At 37.7% G+C, this 18,882-nt stretch carries 16 protein-coding genes; 7 read left to right on the top strand and 9 right to left on the bottom strand.

The features are described from left to right. Positions 1–24: 24 nt before the first annotated feature. Positions 25–2,103, bottom strand: a complete 2,079-nt coding sequence (locus tag ACXAGS_RS00080) for an alpha-L-fucosidase (RefSeq protein WP_474903506.1) — start codon at positions 2,101–2,103, stop codon at positions 25–27. 306 nt (positions 2,104–2,409) lie between these two features. On the opposite strand from ACXAGS_RS00080, the gene ACXAGS_RS00075 reads away from it, so the two are divergent. Together ACXAGS_RS00075 and ACXAGS_RS00070 are read left to right on the top strand one after the other, a co-directional pair. Beyond that, positions 2,410–2,742: a single-stranded DNA-binding protein gene (locus ACXAGS_RS00075; protein ID WP_474903505.1), complete on the top strand. Its 333-nt coding sequence runs from the start codon at positions 2,410–2,412 to the stop codon at positions 2,740–2,742. A gap of 218 nt (positions 2,743–2,960) precedes the next feature. Beyond that, positions 2,961–3,296, top strand: a complete 336-nt coding sequence (locus tag ACXAGS_RS00070; protein ID WP_474903503.1) for a hypothetical protein — start codon at positions 2,961–2,963, stop codon at positions 3,294–3,296. A gap of 221 nt (positions 3,297–3,517) precedes the next feature. Here the strand turns inward: ACXAGS_RS00070 and ACXAGS_RS00065 are convergent, their stop codons facing one another. The 6 genes from ACXAGS_RS00065 to metG all read right to left on the bottom strand — a co-directional run bounded on the left by ACXAGS_RS00065 (position 3,518) and on the right by metG (position 10,620). After that, positions 3,518–4,039 carry a ferritin gene (locus ACXAGS_RS00065; RefSeq protein ID WP_010519012.1) on the bottom strand — a complete coding sequence of 174 codons (522 nt, stop codon included), beginning with the start codon at positions 4,037–4,039 and terminating at the stop codon, positions 3,518–3,520. A 29-nt stretch (positions 4,040–4,068) separates the two neighbouring features. Further along, positions 4,069–4,908 (bottom strand): phosphatase PAP2 family protein, encoded by an 840-nt coding sequence (locus ACXAGS_RS00060; protein ID WP_474903501.1) that lies wholly within the window; start codon positions 4,906–4,908, stop codon positions 4,069–4,071. An 18-nt stretch (positions 4,909–4,926) separates the two neighbouring features. Continuing rightward, positions 4,927–5,829: a histone deacetylase family protein gene (locus ACXAGS_RS00055; RefSeq protein ID WP_474903500.1), complete on the bottom strand. Its 903-nt coding sequence runs from the start codon at positions 5,827–5,829 to the stop codon at positions 4,927–4,929. A 24-nt stretch (positions 5,830–5,853) separates the two neighbouring features. Beyond that, on the bottom strand, positions 5,854–6,243 hold the full coding sequence (locus tag ACXAGS_RS00050; RefSeq protein WP_474903499.1) for a response regulator: 390 nt from the start codon (positions 6,241–6,243) through the stop codon (positions 5,854–5,856). Positions 6,244–6,301: 58 nt separating this feature from the next. After that, complete coding sequence (locus ACXAGS_RS00045) at positions 6,302–8,428, bottom strand: Tex family protein (protein WP_474903497.1); 2,127 nt, start codon at positions 8,426–8,428, stop codon at positions 6,302–6,304. Between the two features lie 119 nt (positions 8,429–8,547). After that, positions 8,548–10,620, bottom strand: a complete 2,073-nt coding sequence (gene metG, locus ACXAGS_RS00040) for a methionine--tRNA ligase (protein ID WP_474903496.1) — start codon at positions 10,618–10,620, stop codon at positions 8,548–8,550. Positions 10,621–10,784: 164 nt separating this feature from the next. Between metG and ACXAGS_RS00035 the strand changes: the two genes are divergently transcribed. Further along, a complete protein-coding gene (locus tag ACXAGS_RS00035) occupies positions 10,785–10,955 on the top strand; it encodes a hypothetical protein (protein ID WP_474903494.1) in 171 nt (56 codons plus the stop codon). Between the two features lie 81 nt (positions 10,956–11,036). Here ACXAGS_RS00035 and ACXAGS_RS00030 read toward each other — a convergent pair whose 3' ends face one another. Together ACXAGS_RS00030 and ACXAGS_RS00025 are read right to left on the bottom strand one after the other, a co-directional pair. Further along, entirely contained in the window at positions 11,037–12,746 is a 1,710-nt protein-coding gene (locus tag ACXAGS_RS00030; RefSeq protein WP_474903492.1) for a DUF1501 domain-containing protein, read from the bottom strand. Between the two features lie 9 nt (positions 12,747–12,755). After that, positions 12,756–14,264, bottom strand: coding sequence for a DUF1800 domain-containing protein (locus tag ACXAGS_RS00025; protein WP_474903490.1), 1,509 nt, complete (start codon positions 14,262–14,264; stop codon positions 12,756–12,758). Positions 14,265–14,428: 164 nt separating this feature from the next. Between ACXAGS_RS00025 and ACXAGS_RS00020 the strand changes: the two genes are divergently transcribed. The 4 genes from ACXAGS_RS00020 to ACXAGS_RS00005 all read left to right on the top strand — a co-directional run bounded on the left by ACXAGS_RS00020 (position 14,429) and on the right by ACXAGS_RS00005 (position 18,495). After that, positions 14,429–14,788, top strand: coding sequence for a YraN family protein (locus ACXAGS_RS00020; RefSeq protein ID WP_474903488.1), 360 nt, complete (start codon positions 14,429–14,431; stop codon positions 14,786–14,788). 53 nt (positions 14,789–14,841) lie between these two features. Continuing rightward, positions 14,842–15,501 (top strand): hypothetical protein, encoded by a 660-nt coding sequence (locus ACXAGS_RS00015; protein ID WP_010519021.1) that lies wholly within the window; start codon positions 14,842–14,844, stop codon positions 15,499–15,501. 48 nt (positions 15,502–15,549) lie between these two features. Then, entirely contained in the window at positions 15,550–17,529 is a 1,980-nt protein-coding gene (locus ACXAGS_RS00010) for a toxin-antitoxin system YwqK family antitoxin (RefSeq protein ID WP_474903486.1), read from the top strand. 348 nt (positions 17,530–17,877) lie between these two features. Beyond that, a complete protein-coding gene (locus ACXAGS_RS00005; protein ID WP_474903485.1) occupies positions 17,878–18,495 on the top strand; it encodes a flavin reductase family protein in 618 nt (205 codons plus the stop codon). The last annotated feature ends 387 nt before the right edge of the window (positions 18,496–18,882 follow it).

Genomic DNA, 18,882 nt, shown 5'->3' with positions numbered 1-18,882 from the left:
ATTTTACTTTGTTGTGCAGTCCTTTTAATCAATCATAACGCCAAGTTCACCAACAGTAAGAGGTTCATCTGCAACAGTACGTTCTGCAACCAATTTTAAATATTGGATCGATACTTTTTCTATTGGGGTTGTTTGCATAATAGGATTGTTGAAAATGTTGGAAAACTCGCCTTTAGCTAAAAGGGTCCAATTGGTTTTATCGGTACTGCCATAATAAGCATAATTCAATACCATACCCTCTTTCTTGCCTTTTGTAGCAGGCGTCATTAATAATTGTGTAACGTTTAAAACCTCGCCAAAATCTATGATTAGTTCCTTATTTGGGCTGTTATATTGCGTGGCACTATTTTCATCTATAGCATGGTTGTTAGCACAGTCTATACAACTCCACTTGGTTGGGCTATATCCCAAAAGGGAAGTTTGGGTTTCACTTGCCTTATCGCCATCAAAGGTCTTTGTTTTTAAGATGCCTCCCTTAACAAATGGTATAGGGCCTAAGTAGTCTTTAGAAGTTGCGTTGGGTTCGGTATTGTCTAGGGTGTATTTTATTTTACCATTACTCTCAAGATATAAAAGCCCTGTGGTATCTCTATGTACCTTTGGTGGGGTTAAACGTACCGGTTCTTTGTGTACGGAAAGTGTACTTAATACAGGAGCAGCACCTGCATCTGTTATTCGCAACCTCATTTTTTTAGTAGTTTGTAACGGGCCTCTCCACAATCTACGGTTCCCAATAGATTCTGCTGCTGCAAATTCTACCCATTTATTATTTTCCCATCGGTCTAGTGCCCAGCCCCAAACACGTTGGCCAAGCGGTATGTATTCTCTAATATTAACTACGTTAAAAGTAGTTTCTTTTGGAAAGTTTAAAATTACAGATGCATTTTTTACGGAGTCTTCTACCGCCCAGTATGTGGTATTATCGGTATCTAAAAGGTTGGTTGCGCTGTACTTTTCAGCTGTTCCCCTAATGTTTGATGCATTAACGCTTGAGCCGACTGCTAAATTGGATTTGAAGGTGCTATCCAAAATAGCTCTAAAACCGTTTAAGGCAGTAATATCGGTATCTGGAATTAACCCTCTTTTGTCTGGTGTTAGGTTTAAAATAAAACTGGTTCCATGGCCAATACTGGCATAATGCGTGTCTACTAATTTTTCGGGGGATTTAACCTGGTCGTTTTCAGATTCGTGATAAAACCATCCGGGTCTAATAGAAGTGTTGGTTTCTGCTGGAAGCCAGAACTTACCTTCTCTAGTTCCATTCAAAGATTCCCAGTATTTAATTTGTCCTGGAGCGGGTTGCATTCCTGGTTCTAAACTTTCTGGAGTAAAACGGTGCCAGCAAGGATCACCAGAATAACCAGCCTCGGTACCAACCCAACGAACATCTGGCCCCACATCTGAGAAGATTACCGCATTGGGCTGTAGTTCTCTTACTAGGGCATAGGTGTTTTCCCAATCATAGTAAGTAGAACGGTCTATCTGTCTTTTTTCATTTGCACCACCGTAATAGCCGTCTCCACCATTGGCACCGTCAAACCAAACCTCAAACACATCACCATAATTTGTTAGTAGCTCTGTTAATTGTGCTCTAAAAGTTTCTATATACTCCGGTTTTCCATAGTCTGCATTATTACGGTCCCAAGGCGATAAGTACAATCCTACTTTTAAATCGTATTTACGACAAGCATCTACAATTTCTTGTACAATATCTCCATTACCGTTTTTATAGGGAGATTTTGAAATATTATGTTCCGTAGTCTTAGTGGGCCAAAGGCAAAATCCGTCATGGTGTTTTGCTGTTAAGACCAGACCTTTCATGCCGGCATTTTTTGCGGTTTGAACTATTTGCTCGGCATCAAATTCACTTGGGTTGAATAAGTTTGGGGATTCATCTCCAAAGCCCCATTCTTTATCTGTAAACGTGTTGATTGTAAAATGGATGAATGCGTAAAATTCTAATTCATGCCAAGCTATTTGACGTTCATGGGGTACCACGCCAAAAGGTTTAGGAGGGGCCACGGCTTCTTTTTTACAAGAAAAGAAAAGAATAGCTATCAAGAGGAATAGCAATCGTTTGTTAGAGCGGTTGTTGGTAAACATGAGTCGTATGGTCTTGTTTTGTTCAATTTTTTTGTCAAGGCAAAAAAATATATGTTTTTAGAGATTTCTTACTTAGTAAGCTGTAAAACTATAGGTTTAAGCCCTAAGATAACAGAACATATTTCACCTTTATCTATACTATTTTGACATTGGGTAAGGTTTATTTTTCATTTTTAAACATTTGTAAACGACTACAAACGAAAATAAATAATTCTGAACCGAGTACGGATGAACGGGAAGACTATGTTTGTACCGTTGCTGTTAGTAAGCAATAGTATTAACTGTTTAATCTTAAAATTTAATAACATGAACGCCTTAAAAAACAAAGTACAGTTGATTGGAAATTTAGGAATGGATCCAGAAGTATTAACCTTGGAAAATGGGAATAAATTGGCTCGCTTTTCTATTGCTACTAGTGAAACCTATAAAAATCAAAAAGGAGAAAAGGTAGAAGAGGTACAATGGCACAACGTTGTAGCTTGGGGCAAAACTGCGGAAATTGTGGAGAATTATGTAACCAAAGGAAAACAAATTGCGGTAGAGGGGAAGCTAGTACACAGAAGCTATGAAACCAAAGAAGGAGATAAGCGATACATTACCGAAGTTAAATGTAACGAACTCTTGCTGCTAGGTAAATAAGTAATATGAGAAAGTCCCTGATTTAAGTCAGGGACTTTCTTTTTTTGTAGAATACCGCACATTTACCATAGATTTTTTGATTTTATGTACCCAATGCTAACGCATTTGCATTTAACATTAGCTTAATATGTTTTTTGAGGTGTTAAATGAACCTAATAGACTAACTTTAACGTAAGTACGGTTGTATGAAGGTAAGCTTTAAAATTATAGTTTTGTTCATGGCAGTAATGCCACTGCTCCTTTGTGCACAACAACCTCAAAAAGTGAACGTAAAGTTTTATGAAAAGTTAGCGGAACGTGATGCACTAAATGAGTTAAACCTAAACTTGGTAGATGCTGAGGACGAGGCGGATTTTTGGAAGGATCAAGAGCGTTTTGAAGCTGAATTGCAAAAAAAGGAACCTAAAGCCTTTTCTATTTATTTGGCTAAAAAGAAAATAGTTTACTTAGCCCATAAAAAAACGTGTTCAGAAAAATGCAGGCATAGTGCATTATTTGCCAAACACGCCTCTAAATACTTTCTAGAAGACAAAGAAATTATTGCTGCTCAATAAGCTTAAGCTACCTTTTTTAAGAGATCAAAACAAGGACAACGTTTACAACGTTTGTGTTCTCCTTTTTTAAACTTATCACAACATTTGGTTTTACACTTTTTAGGATTTAGTTCTTCTAAGTGTATTTTCTTAAGCTTTTTATCTGCAAATTTCTTCTTGCCCATAATCGTTCTGGATTATGAAAACAAAAATACATTATATTTAATTAATCTAAATAATATTTATTCCATACCGGTTTCAGAAGCAGCACTTTCAACACTTAGCTGTTGAATGTCCCTATCAAATAGATAGAGTCCACCTTTATCATCGCCAATAAGATTAAGTTTATCCAGAACGGTGCGGGCAAGAGCTTCTTCCTCCAATTGTTCGGCTACGTACCACTGTAGAAAATTGTGAGTGGCATAATCTTTTTCTTCCAGTGTAATGTGTACCAGTTCGTTTATACTTTGCGAAACAAAAATTTCGTGTTCATATAATTGCTCAAACATTTGTTGGAAACTTTCGAACTCGGTATCCGGTTCTTTTAAGTCCGATATTTTGGCATGTCCACCTCTTTCGTTAACATATTTGACCAACTTTAACATGTGCATTCTTTCCTCATCAGAATGGCCATACATAAATTTGGCAACACCTTCCAGCCCTTTTACTTCGGCCCAGCAGGCCATACTTAAATATACTTGGCTGGATTCTGCTTCTATGCGAATCTGTTTGTTTAAAGCTTCTTCTAATTTTTTAGATAACATAAGTTTCTTGATTTTGTCTTTAACATTGATTAGAACCGGGCAACTACGCCAATGCGGTTGGGTGCAAACTGCAAGCTCCAGTCAACCTTTTTTTCTTGGTCGTTGTACTTTTCAGTGTATTTTTTATCCAAATATCGGTCTATGGATTCTACAATAAAGATACTTAATACCGTGCTAAATGCCACATCAGAAATCCAGTGAAAATCGTCTACCACCCGGGTTAAACCAGGAATCATACCAATTGTATAAAGACCTGCTTTAATCCATGGGCTTTTAAACTGTTTACCTATGGCATAAGCATTGCTAAAAGCTAACATCGCGTGTCCAGATGGGAAAGAATCGTAATTAAATACGCGGTCTAAATGTATTGGGTCAAAAGTACCAGATGAGTCACCACTTTTAGGTCGGGCCCTTCCTACAATACGTTTGCTCACTTGTTGCAATAATCCGCCTGCAGTTGCCGAAGAAATTAAAAGCACACCAGTTCTTCTTAGCTTTTCATTTTTGGTGAAAAGTCCGGTTAAATATACCGCTCCCGTAAACATGTAATTGTTATTTGGGTTGCCATACTTATGACCATAGTCTGTAATAATATCCGGCACATCTTCCTTAAAGCCACTGGTCCAATCATTTACCTCATCATCTACAAGGAATAGAGCTAGTGTGCCCCCAGTTAGCATACCAAAATGCCCCCATTGTTTACCTTCCCAATGAGCTGGCCGGCTATAGGCATAACCCATGCCACCAAATACGTTGCCCATGTCATAGGTAAAGTTATTCCATAACTTATCTTTCTTTGGTCCGCTAATATCTTGGGCATTAAGTGCAAAGCAAGCCAATAATACTATTGCCAATTGAATCTTTTTCATAGTGTGTTTTTTACAAAGCTAAAAATATATTTCCTGAGCCAACCGGTAAGTATTGGCATGCGCATCTACAATATGCTTTATTTCTGGTGAATACCCGCCTCCCATACTACACATGACGGGAAGGTCATTGTTTTTACAGGCTTGCAAAACCATTGCATCTCTTTTCTTGCAACCTTCTTTGGTTAACCCTAGGGTGCCTAATTTGTCTGTAGCCAAAACATCCACGCCGGCAAGGTAAAACACAAAGTCTGGTTGGGTTTGCTCCAAAAGGTTAGAAAGGGTCTCATTTAAGATGTTTAAATATAGATTATCTGTTGTTCCTTTTTCTAATGGAATGTCTAAATCTGAAATCTCTTTTTTAAAGGGGTAGTTTGCTTTTCCATGGATAGAAAAAGTAAATACATTGGGATTGCTTTTAAAAATCTCAGCTGTGCCATTGCCTTGATGCACATCTAAATCAACAATTAGAATTTTACTGGCTAGGTTTTGGTCCAATAAATATTGCGCTCCAATAGCTTGGTCATTTAATAGGCAAAATCCTTCGCCCCTATTGCTATAAGCGTGGTGTGTGCCACCGGCAATGTTCATGGCTATGCCATATTTTAATGCAAATTTTACCGCTTTTAAGGTGCCATCTGTTATAATATGCTCGCGGTCTACCAATTCCTTGGATAAAGGAAAACCTATCTTGCGTATTTCTTTTTTATCTAGATTTAGTTGTGTTAGTCTGTTATAATAATCTGCTATATGTACGGCAAGTATAGGCTCGGATTTAGCATAAGTAGGCTCAAAAAAATTAGCAGCTTCACAAGTGCCTTCATGTAAGAGTTGCTGAGGTAAAAGCTCATATTTCTCCATTGGAAATCGATGGCCTTCTGGTAGCGGATGCCTGTAAATGGGGTGATAAGCAATTTTAAGCATATTGCAAATTTCGCCTACTCCCGCTTAATTCAAATTTAAATTGGGCAGAAACTTATTTAATAAAGCGTTAAATTCTTCTTTTCTTATGGGCTTGTTCAAAACTGCGTTACAGCCAGATTCTAGAATATCCTGATTTTCATAATCCATAACAAAAGCGGATTGGGCTAAAATGGGAATAGTACCGTTTATTTTTCTAATTGCTTTTGTAGCCTCCTTACCATCTGTATATGGCATTTTTATGTCCATTAAAATTAACGCTATTTCTGGATGTTTTTCAAAAAGTTCAATTGCTTCGTTGCCGTCCGTAGCATGCAAAATATGGCACTTGCCTTTTAGCCACATTTCTAATAGCAAGTAATTCACGTGCTCATCTTCAGCAATCATGATAGTGGGTAAATCAGCTATAGAACTCATTTTTGGAAAAAAATTAAAATCTAACTAATTGAAATTAAAGGTACTGTAAAAATATGGATTACCCCTTATGCAGCATTAACTGTATGCGTTTTCGTTTTACATCAACCTCTAAAACTTTTACAATTACTTGTTGGTGCAAGCTCACAATACTATTAACATCACTCACATAACTATCCGATAAATTGGAGACATGAATTAGCCCACTTTCTTTTATGCCTACATCTACAAAACACCCAAAGTTGGTAATGTTGTTAACAATACCCGGGAGTAATTGACCAGACTTTAAATCTTCTATAGTCCTAATATTTTGGTCAAACGTAAAGGCTTTGGCTTTTTCTCTGCGGTCTAGCCCTGGTTTTTCTAGTTCTTCTAAAATATCTTGTAGCGTGGGTAAACCAATAGTTTCCGTTTGGTATTTTTTTAGGTCGATGTTCTTTAGCACTGCTGTATTGCGTACAATCTTGGTTAATGGAACACCTTGGTCTTTTGCCATTTGTTTTACAATACTATAACTCTCTGGGTGCACGGCGGAATCATCCAATGGATTTTCGGCATCACGAATGCGCAAAAAGCCAGCAGCTTGTTCAAAAGCTTTACCTCCTAAGCGAGGTACTTTTTTTATAGCTTCTCTAGAAGTAAAAGCCCCATTTTCTGCTCTGTGATTAACAATATTCTCTGCTAGTTTTGGCCCAATGCCGGAAACATAACTCAAAAGCGATTCGCTCGCCGTGTTTACGTTTACCCCTACGGAGTTTACACAGCTTTCTACCACGGTGTCTAAGGCAGTTTTTAATTTAGTTTGGTCAACATCGTGTTGGTATTGTCCAACGCCAATACTTTTAGCATCAATCTTAACCAATTCTGCTAAGGGGTCTGCTAAACGCCTTCCTATAGAAACGGCTCCACGTACAGTAACATCATAATTAGGAAACTCGTCCCTAGCAATTTTAGAGGCAGAATAAATACTAGCTCCAGCTTCACTCACCACAAACACTTCTAAATCGCGCTTAAAAGGGGTGTTTTTTACCAAGTTTTCGGTTTCTCTAGAAGCGGTGCCGTTACCAATTGCTATGGCTTCAATTTTATAGGCATCTACTAAAGAAGCTATCTTTTTACTTGCTTCTCTAAACTGTTTTTGTGGTGGATGCGGATAAATGGTCTCGTTATGCAAGAGATTGCCATTGGCATCTAAACAAACCACTTTACAACCTGTTCGGAAGCCAGGGTCAATTGCCAAAATGCGTTTTTCACCTAAGGGTGGAGCTAAAAGCAATTGTCTTAAATTTTTGGCGAATACTGCAATAGCCGCTTCATCAGCTTTTTCTTTAGCTTGTTTTAAAATTTCGTTGGATAATGAGGGTAACAGCAATCTTTTATATGCATCTTCTACAGCCATGGCTATTTGGTCCGCACAGGCGTTGTTGCTTTTAATAACCCTCTGGTCTATTCTATCCAAGGCACGGTCGTCATCAATACTGATTTTAACGCGAATAAACCCTTCGCTTTCTGCACGAAGTATGGCCAGCAATCGGTGCGACGGACAGCGGGAAAGGGACTCGTTCCAATCAAAATAATCTTGGTATTTCTGTGCCTTTTCATCATCTTTTTTGGTGCCAATCACTTTGGTTTCTAACTGGGCGTATTTTTCTAATTGCGTCCTAATCTGGTTGCGAATATCTGTACGCTCATTAATCCATTCTGCAATAATATGTCTGGCGCCTTCTAGGGCAGTTGCTTCATCGGGTACGTTTGCGTTGGTATATTTACCAGCAGTAAAGTCCAAATCTGAAGTGCGTTGCGCCATGATGATTTTCGCCAAAGGCTCCAATCCATTTTTACGTGCTTTTTCGGCCTTGGTTTTTCTACTTTTCTTAAAGGGCAAGTAAATATCTTCCAAGACGGTAGCGTCTACCGTTTGTTCTATTTTACTTTTTAGTTCTGGTGTTAAAGCATCTTGTTCTTCTATCGCTTTTAAAATAGTAGCCTTACGTTTCTCTAGGGCTTCAAAAGCTTCTTTAAACTTTACAATTTCACCAATTTGCAACTCGTCTAAATTACCCGTGCGTTCTTTACGGTAACGGGCTATAAAGGGTACGGTACAGTCTTCATCAAGAAGACTTACGGTATTGGCCACGTTTTTGCTGTCTAGTTGGGTGTTTTGAGTGATGAATTGTATGGCGTTCATAGATGTAGTAGATTTAGTGCTGTCAGGTCGAGCGCAGTCGAGACCTAGTTTAATATTAAGTATTTTAAACTCCCGACTGCAATCAACTTGTAATTAGAATTTTAAAGGACAGTAAAGTTCTAACTAATTCCCTCCCCATTGGCAACCCCATCTTCATCTGGGTTAACGAAAACCAATTTGTTATCGGTGTTTTCCGTCATTAAAATCATGCCTTGGCTTTCTACACCTCTTAATTTTCTTGGCGCTAAATTCACCAATACAGTAACTTTTTTGCCAACTATGTCTTCTGCATTAAAACTCTGAGCGATACCAGAAACAATAGTACGTACGTCTATTCCTGTATCTACTTTAAGCACCAACAATTTATCTGCCTTTGGCATTTTTTCTGCCTCTAAAATGGTACCTACACGAACGTCTAACTTGGTAAAATCTTCGTAGGTGATGGTTTCCTTTTGTGGCGCAGCATCTGCATTGGTGCTGGCATTACTTAGTTTGGTGGCTTCTAATTTTTCCAATTGGGCTTCTATTTCTTTGTCTTCTATTTTACGGAAAAGCAGTTCGCTTTTATTTATAGTGTGGCCAGCAGAAAGTAACACCTCTTTTGTACTAATGTCTTTCCAATCTAGCGAGTTTTCATTTGAATTAATTCCAAGTATGCCTTTTAATTTAGCGGAAGTAAAAGGTAAGAAAGGCTCACTCAATACGGCAAGTGCAGAAGCAATCTGTAGCGCTACGTACATTACGGTTTGAGTACGGGCTTCATCGGTCTTTATTAATTTCCAAGGTTCCTCATCTGCCAAATATTTGTTACCCAAACGAGCTAAATTCATCAATTCTTGGCTCGCTTCTCTAAAACGATAGCGTTCCAAAGAATCGGTTAAGATTTGTGGGTAGGTACGCATGGTTTCTAAGGTTTGTGCATCCAAGGCTGTAAACTCAGATGGAGTAGGCACAACTCCATTGTAATATTTGTGCGTTAACACGGCTACACGATTAATAAAGTTGCCAAAAATGGCTACCAACTCATTGTTGTTTCGGGCTTGAAAATCTTTCCAAGTAAAATCGTTATCCTTGGTTTCAGGTGCGTTTGCGGTTAAAGTATATCGCAACACATCTTGCATATCTGGAAATTCTTGCAAATACTCATGCAACCAAACTGCCCAGTTTTTAGAAGTTGATAATTTGTTGCCTTCTAAATTCAAAAATTCGTTTGCAGGTACATTTTCTGGCAATATAAAATCGCCATGCGCTTTGAGCATGCTTGGGAAAATAATACAGTGAAATACAATATTATCTTTACCAATAAAATGTAACATTTTGGTGTCTTGGTCCTTCCAATACGGTTCCCAATCTTTGTTTTCTCTAGCGGCCCATTCTTTAGTAGAAGAAATGTAGCCGATAGGAGCATCAAACCAAACGTACAATACTTTGCCGTCTGCACCAGCTACGGGAACGGGAATTCCCCAATCCAAATCTCTAGTAACTGCTCGGGGTTTTAAACCATCTTCTATCCAAGATTTACATTGCCCGTAAACATTAGGTTTCCAATCGCTCTTATGTTCTTTTAAAATCCATTGTTTTAAAAAATCTTCATAGCGGTCTAAAGGCAAAAACCAATGCTTGGTTTCCTTTAGGGTAGGTACGGCACCGGTAATGGTAGATTTTGGATTGATTAAATCCGTGGCGTTTAAAGATGTACCACAATTTTCGCATTGGTCCCCATACGCTTCAGGATTACCACATTTTGGGCAAGTACCAGTAACAAAACGGTCTGCTAAAAATTGGTTGGCTTCCGCATCATACAATTGCTCAGTAGTTTCTTCTATAAAATCGCCTTGTTCGTATAATTTTTTAAAGAAATCAGAGGCCGTTTCATGGTGAATAGGTGCAGAAGTTCTAGAATAATTATCAAAACTAATCCCAAACTCCACAAAAGAGTCTTTTATGATGGTGTGATACTTATCTATAATTTCTTGTGGCGAAACACCTTCTTTCTTAGCTTTCATGGGTATTGCTACGCCATGCTCATCACTACCACAAATAAAAGCGACGTCTTTACCTTGCAAGCGCTGGTAACGTGCGTAAATATCTGCGGGAACGTATACGCCAGCTAAATGCCCAATGTGGATGGGGCCGTTGGTGTACGGTAAAGCGGCAGTAATGGTATATCTAGAAGGATTGTTCTGCGACATGGATTCAAATTTAGGCGTCAAAAATAAAGAATTTAACCACAAGCATCTGCACAAAGTAGCATAAACAATGATACCAATTGTACTATTGGCAAACAATAAAAGCTTATTGAATCTGTTGTACTAAATAGGACTAAAAATGAAAGTTTAATCTTACAAATTGAATTATGAGCGCAGGTAAACCCAAAAAAATTGAAAATTTAGAAAAATTCTCTAGAGCGTTAGACAATGTGCAAAGGCAAGAAGGAAATCTAGCAAGAGTGTATAAGGATAAAAATGCAGAAGTAAAAAAGGCATTGCACTTTAAGACCAAAAAGAACCAATCCAAATTGGTTTAAAAGAAGATTCCCCAAGCGGTTCGCAACTAGCAAATGGGGTGAGACACGCACCAATGGGGAATCTAAATAAATTCAGGGGTTTTACATAATCATTACAGACTTGCTCATTGCTTGGTCTGCCACCTGTATTCTGTAAATGTATTTTCCGGTAGAGAGGCTGCCCCTTACACGCTCTCTAATATTAATTTCTGCTGAACCTTCCATTACCATTTCATTAAAAACGGTACCTACTTTTTGTCCAAGTATATTGTAAAGGGCAATATCTACATGTGCACTAAAAGGCATTTCTAAATGTATGTGTGGGTTGTTCTCTGTTGGATAGTATGGTTTGTGTACTATTTCTGAACGAATTTCTTCCTCTGGAACTTCACCATCTGGGTCTGTAGGTGTTGGAGGTGTAGGGGGTTGGTCGCTGTAGGCAATGTCATCAAAATCTACGCCGCTACAGTTAAAACCTAGGTTAACCGGTTTATATGGATGGTCTAGTAAATGAGCCTCTACCTTGTCTATGGGTACGCACATCCATTCCGCTAGTACCGTGGCATATAAATCCCTAAAATCCATGGTGTATTCTAGGTTACCTCTGTTGTTAGGTTCGTCTAGACTTGGGTGGTCCCCTACAAATGCGCTACCACTTAAACCAGAGCCAAAAAATAAAGTTGGGGCCGCTTTACCGTGGTCGGTTCCATTGGAACCGTTCTCATAAATACGGCGACCAAACTCAGAGAACGTCATGCTCAAAACCTTATCATCTTGTTGGGTAAAGGCTATATCCTCATAAAAGTTGTTTATAGCAATAGATAATGTGGACATTAAACGTTCATGAGCCAAGGGTTGGTTACCATGGGTATCGAAACCACCCATAGAAATCATATAAACTTTAGTGCCTAGATTACCTTTTATTAAACGCGCTAGAAGAGCCAATTGTCTAGCAAAACCATTGTCTTGATATTCAACTTGGTTTTGACCACGCATATAGGCTTCGTGTATTTTTCCAGAATATTCATAAGTAGTATTGGCTACACCACGTAAAAAGCGTAGTTGGTCCCCATACATACAAGAATCGAATATATCATTAGATAAATCATAGAACTCACCAGATTGGGCAATTTCTTCCAACTGGTCCACATTGTTGGTCACAAAGGCATAATTGGTTTCATTTCCCTGAAAAACCAAATTGGATATACTTCCAATTTGTATCGCCGCAGGTGCTGCCGGGGGATTAATTAAATAATCTGGATATAAATCTTCAAAATGACGGCCCATCCAACCTGTGTTTAAACCGCTAAAACCTGTGGTATTCAAGTCCGTATTGGCATAAATATCTGAACCCGTAAAGTGAGATAAACTTTGATTTTGGTACCCAACACCGTGAACGGCCTTAAATTGTCCATTGCCCCAAAGTGGTTCAAGCGCACTCATATAAGAAGGTATGCCAAAATCGTCGGTAAGTTTTAGTACTTTACTTTCTGGTATGTAGATATTGGGCCTAGCATTTGCATAGGTATCATATTGTTGTATTGGAATAACGGTACTTAACCCGTCATTACCGCCGTTAAGTCTTATAAGAATTAGAATATTGTCTGTTTCAGCTGCGGCTATTGCGGCAGTTAGTGGGGAAGGAGCAGAGGCTGATAATAAATTGCTGCCTAGCATCATGGTACCAGATCCGGCAATACCTAAAGCCTGTAAAAAGGACCTACGGCTCCATTTTTTGTGTTCTTGGTCATGGCCTTCGTGTTCTAGACCTTTAAAGGGAGATGTATCGTGATGATGGTGATTATCGCACATGGGAGTAGATTATTTAAGTTGAAATTCTGGTTGTCTAGACAGGTAACGTATAAGCTGATATACTTGGTTAGGGGCTTCCATACTAACGGCTAGCATCCAATAGCTAAGTCCGCCGTCTACATAATCTGGGGAGTAGTAGTTTTCTGGTACATCGTCTGTTTTAAAGGCATCCATAGCGTTTTCAAAATCCTGCTCGGTTAATAAACCTTTAGGGGTAAACTTGTCTACTATGGCCCTTACCACAATTTCTGGGTTACTGGTATTGCTATTGGCCGGACCAACCAAATCCATAGCCAATGCTCTAAAGAATTCTTCGTTGCCGCCATACAGCAAATCTATAAACACCTCCATGGTTAGCCATCTACCAATCATATAGTTGGTGTTTATCCATTGGCGGTCTCTTTGCCATCCGGCAACATCTACTGGCTCAAATGCTTCTTGGCCAATCATTTCGCAAGCATCAAAAATGTTTACAATCAAATCATCCGTATATGCAAAGTCCATTTCCTTGATAAAATTGAAGTATAAATCAAACGGAGACTTTATAATTACGCCTATTGCGGTGTCATCAAAAAAATGTTGACTGGCAAATAGTTGCCTAAGTACTGGAGCAATTTCAAAATTATTACTTACAAAAGTTGCTGCCAGTCCATCTATAATAGTTTGTGCGTTTCCGGTTTCATCATCAGAATCTGGGTGCACAAAAAATTCATATAGTTTTTTGCAAATAAACTGGCCAATTTCATTGGCTCTATTGTCAAACAAAATGTCGTGAACATCATCATAATCCCAATTTCCGGTTTGTCCAAAAATGGTCTTAGGTCCAGCATCAAAACGGTCTGCCCTAAAGGTAACATCGGTACAACCTACTTCACCACGTTCAACATATCCCGTTAATGCCTTTGCCGTTTCTACAATGTCCTCTTCGGTATAACCATTTCCATCTCCCAGGGTAAAAAGCTCATATAGCTCCCTAGCATAGTTCTCATTAGGATTGTTACCATTGTTAAAGGCACCATCTAGATAGAAAAGCATGGCGCTGGTTAAACCAACTTCGCTTATCAACGTTTTAAAATTACCTAAGGCATTACGTTGTAAACATGCTAGATATTTAAATAAGAACGGATTACAATTGTATACACTTAGTTGGGTTACCACATGGTTGCTCCAAAAGAAACTCATACGGTCTCTTAGGTTGTTGCCTAGCATTTGGTTGCCGTAGGCAATTTTAATTTCCCTAAGTTGTTCCCTTCTAATTTGTCTTGCCGCATCATCATCTTCTGGGTAATTGGCATTGGTCCAATCTGCCCAAGTGGGTGTTGCAAGGGTTGGTGCAGCAAGTGCTTGATCTACTAATTGGTTTACCAGAGTAGTGGCATTGCTGTTTTCTACACTTTCTATTGTTGCATTAGATGCACTAAATCCTAATCTTCTATATAGGTGGGCCGCCTTTTGTTTGTCTAAAGGTGTAGTGTACGGCGCCAGCGTAGAAGAATTACAATTAACAAAGAATTCCATAGCTGTTTTTGGCGTTATTATGTCTCATAGTTTACTATTTAAACTATGTATTTAGGTAGGCGTGGTTCTTTTGAGCCTGTAAATTACAATATGAACGTATTTATAAGGATGAACTACAATATTTTTCGATGAAATGCACAACTTTTTTCAATAAATTAGATTTTATGGGGCAGCATAACGAGTTTGGAAGGCAAGGAGAACAACTTGCAGTAGATTTTTTAAATAAAAAAGGGTACCGTATCCTAGAACGAAATTACAGATACTTAAAGGCGGAAATTGATATTTTGGCCGTTAAAGAAGGTACGTTGGCCGTGGTTGAGGTAAAAACCAGAAGTTCAGATTATATCCAAGATATTTTAGAAACCGTGAGTAGTAAAAAGATGAAGCTTTTGGTTGCAGCTGCTGATAATTACGTTACAAATCTTGATTTAGACCTAGATGTGCGCTTTGATGTGATTACAATTTTAAAAGAAAAACAAGGATTTAAGATAAATCATGTAGAAAATGCATTTTATCATTTTTAACTATTTGTTTTATTTGTAACAATGTGTTAATTTTGTCCCAAACAACCTAAGTTATGAAAACCATCTCGTCTGTAGTAGAGCAGTACATTAAAAAGAAACCTTTTTTACAGAGTGCATTGGCACAAGGCATAATAAATCTAACTTCTTTATCTAGGATCGTAAAGCCAGAAATAGAAGAAGAATTGGGTAAAGATGTGCGTAACGGAGCAATTGTTATGGCCCTTAAACGGCTTTCTGATGATTTGGAGTTTAGGGCAACCCACAAAATTGTAAAAGTCCTAAAAAATATTGGTGAGATAACGGTACGATCAAACCTAACGGATTATACCTTTTTGAACTCTGAGACTATTTTGGCAAAACAAGCCAACCTACTAGAAAAGGTTCATGAAAATCAAGATATTTTCTACACGTCTTCAAGGGGTGTAAATGAAATAAATATTGTAGTAAGTAATATTTTGGATAAGACGGTAGAAGAGTTGTTCCAAAACGAACGCTGTACACAAAAGGCACAACAACTGTCTTCGGTTACCGTAAAACTACCTGCAGAAAACGTATCCGTACCAGGTATTTATTACTTTATTTTTCAGCGCTTGGCCTGGGAAGGTATTGTTTTATACGAGGTTATTTCCACTACCAATGAATTTACCATCTTGGTTAACGATGATCAGGTAGACGTAGCTTTTAAAACCATTAAAGATTTAAAAACGTTGTAATAGACTAAGGCGCGGTTTTATTCGTTTGGTTACTATATCTAGTTTAAAATGACCAGAAGGCGAATACTTTGGATTGTTTTGTCCCTTTTTGGGGTTTATTTAAGCTATCTTCTGTATGTATTCTTTATAGCGCCTACCAATAACTTACAGCCAATCTATTTAATACCAAAGGATGCGGTATTTATCATAGAATCTGAAAAACCCGTAGAAGGTTGGCAAAAGGTAAGCGATAGTGATGCTTGGGCACATTTAACCAGTAATAGTTATTTTTCTGAACTAACGGAGAACATTCAAAAATTAGATACCGTATTTAAAGACCAACACAAACTATTTAAACAGTTTGATGGTAGGTCTTTGTACATTTCTATTCACATGATTTCAAAAAGGGATTATGGTATTTTTTATGTGCTGGATTTAAAGAAAATAGCAAAACTAAAACTTGTCAAATCTTATTTCAACACCCTTTTAAATGAGGATTATGTGTTGCGTAAAAGAACATACCACGGGCAAGAAATATTAGAACTGTTAGATAAGAAGACCAAGAAAACTTTGTACATCAGCTTTATTAAAAATCAGCTTATAGCATCTTACACCCATACCTTGGTAGAAGCTAGCATAGACCAGCGCAAAGAACCTGTATTGGGTAGAGATTTAGATTTTATACGTATTAATGAAGCGGTTGGTTATGCAGATGATTTTAGATGGTATATTCAATACAAATATCTAGATGATTACTTAGGGCAGTATTTTAATCCCTTGCCTAAGGGTCTGGGGCAACTAAGTCAAAATTTAAAATTCACAGGGTTAAGCTTAGATTTAGAGGGCGAAGTACTTACTGCAAAAGGGTATACCAACAGTACAGAAGCAAATGAAGTGTATTTGGAAGCACTACAAGAATCTGGAACAGCAGTACGTAGTGTTCCCAAAATAGCTCCAAATACTACCTCTTTGTATGTGGGTTATGGGTTTAAGGATTTTGAAACTTTTTATACCAATTTTGATAATCTATTAAAGACAGATAGTACACAATATCAAAGTTATAAAGGAGGATTAGAAAAGGTAGAGCGCTTTCTAAAAATAAGTATAAAGGACCAATTTATAAGTTGGATGGGGAATGAAATTGCCGTACTTCAACTGGGCTCTACCCTTAACAATTCTAAGGATGATACTGCGCTAATAATAAAAGTAAAGGATAAAGATTTAGCTAAAGAGCAGTTGGGTTTTGTATTGGAGCAAATCCGTAAAAAAACCCCGGTTAAGTTTAAATCCATAGATTACCTAGATCATGCGATTCATTTTTTATCCATTAAGGGGTTCTTTAAAATGCTTTTGGGAAATCGTTTTAACGCTTTTGATAAACCTTATTTTACGCAGCTTGATGATTATGTTGTCTTTAGTGACAATCCAAATACCTTAAAAACTATAATAACAGCAGCTAAAAATGGTAAAACCTTAGAAAAAAGTATAGACTATAAAGCGTTTGAAAAAAGTTTTGAGAATGAGTCCAGTGTTTTTGTGTACGCCAACTTACCATTATTGTATAAAGGTCTGTACGATCAAGCCGATTTAGCAACCAAAAAGCAATTAAAAGAGAATAAAGATTATATAATTTGTTTTCCACTTTTTGGTGCGCAGTTAACACCGGAAGAAGATTTGTTCAAAAGCACTTTAATCACGGGTTATGTGCCAGTAGAACAGATTGTAAAAAATAGTTTTTACGGCAGAATGCCCAGCAAGAAAAGGGCACAGCCCATATCTAGGTTAGAGGTTAAAATTACCGAAAAGGTATTTGACGTTAAACCAATTTATCCAAAAGATTTAAATGCCAGAAATTACCAAGAGTATTATAAAACAGGGCAGCTTAGAAGGCAAGTTTCACTTACAGACGGTAAACAAGATGGGCGGTATAGGGAGTTTTACACAAACGGAAATAGAAAAATAACAGGACGTTATAAAAAAGGAACAAAAACGGGCACTTGGCGTTATTACAGTGTAGAGGGCAATATGTTACTTAAAAAGCGATTTTAACTAGCTTTCTAACCTAAAATGCACCATTAAGTTATATTCTACAAGAAAATATAACATAGCTTTTAGTAAGAAAACCAAAAAGCCCAACAAGAAAAAAAACTTAATTGATTTTTTTCTTCTGCTATATCTTACATGTTCTCCAGTATTGGCTAAATACATAATTAAAAGATTTGGACTGTAAATGTAGGAAAAATACCACTAATCGTAGATGGATTGCTATTTCTTTTCGATGAATGGTAATTATATATCGATTTTGTATTTAACCATTTGCAGTAAACAACAGTAATTTTTTGCCATCAACCTTAAACAAAACAATAGTGCATCTGTTCTTTCGTTTTATTTGTTACTATGGAGAAAACATTCACTTTTGATGCTATAATGGCACTACCCAGCAGGCATCGTGGTAGATTAATGAACAAGGTATCTGGCTTAAAACCGGCAAATTTAATAGGCACGCAGTCTAAAGCTGGCGAGACAAATTTGGCCATCTTCAATAGTGTGGTGCACATAGGTGCTAATCCGCCATACATAGGGTTTATTCTTAGGCCCACAACCGTGGTTAGGCATACTTATGAAAACATTATGGAAACGGGAGTTTTTACCATAAACCAAGTAACAGAAGGAATGCATAAGCAAGCCCATCAAACTTCTGCTAAGTATGATAAAGGCGTGTCTGAGTTTGATGCAGTGGGTTTAATTCCATACCATCATGAAGATTTTAAGGCGCCTTTTGTGTACGAAAGCCCTATAAAAATTGGTCTTTCTTTTGTGGAGGAACAACTAATAAAGGTTAATGATACCCGGCTGATTATTGGTAAGGTAGAACATTTGATTTTACCAGAAGATGTGCTGTTAGAAGGAGGGCATATAGCCCTAGAGCGCTTGGGGAGTGTTGCTATAGGTGGTTTGGACAGCTATTATTCTGTAGATAAGTTAGGGCGCTATGGTTACGCCGAGCCGGAATAGGATTAGAATGATAAGGCGAATTTTGAAATGGTGTAATTAAGACTCCTAAGTCTTGCGTTAAGTTCCCCTTACTAAAGGGAGCAGCTATAGTTTTCTTGAAGATTATATGAAAAGTGGAGAAGATGCTGAAACAAGTTCAGCATGACGGTGGAGCGGATTACTTAATAATTTATACTTCTGACTTTCAAAGATATTTCTTAATCAAAGCGTTGTTTTTCTTCTATAAACGCTGTTAAGAACGTATTAAGTGGGACGTACAACTTTTTTTTCATTTGTTACCGTAAAAAATACACCTTACCATCAACCATCAACCATCAACCATCAACCATCAACCATCAACCATCAACCATCAACCATCAACCATCAACCATCAACCATCAACCATCA

This window comes from Croceivirga sp. ABH4_376, from assembly GCF_056160685.1.
This window is presented reverse-complemented; position numbering and strand designations above follow the sequence as displayed.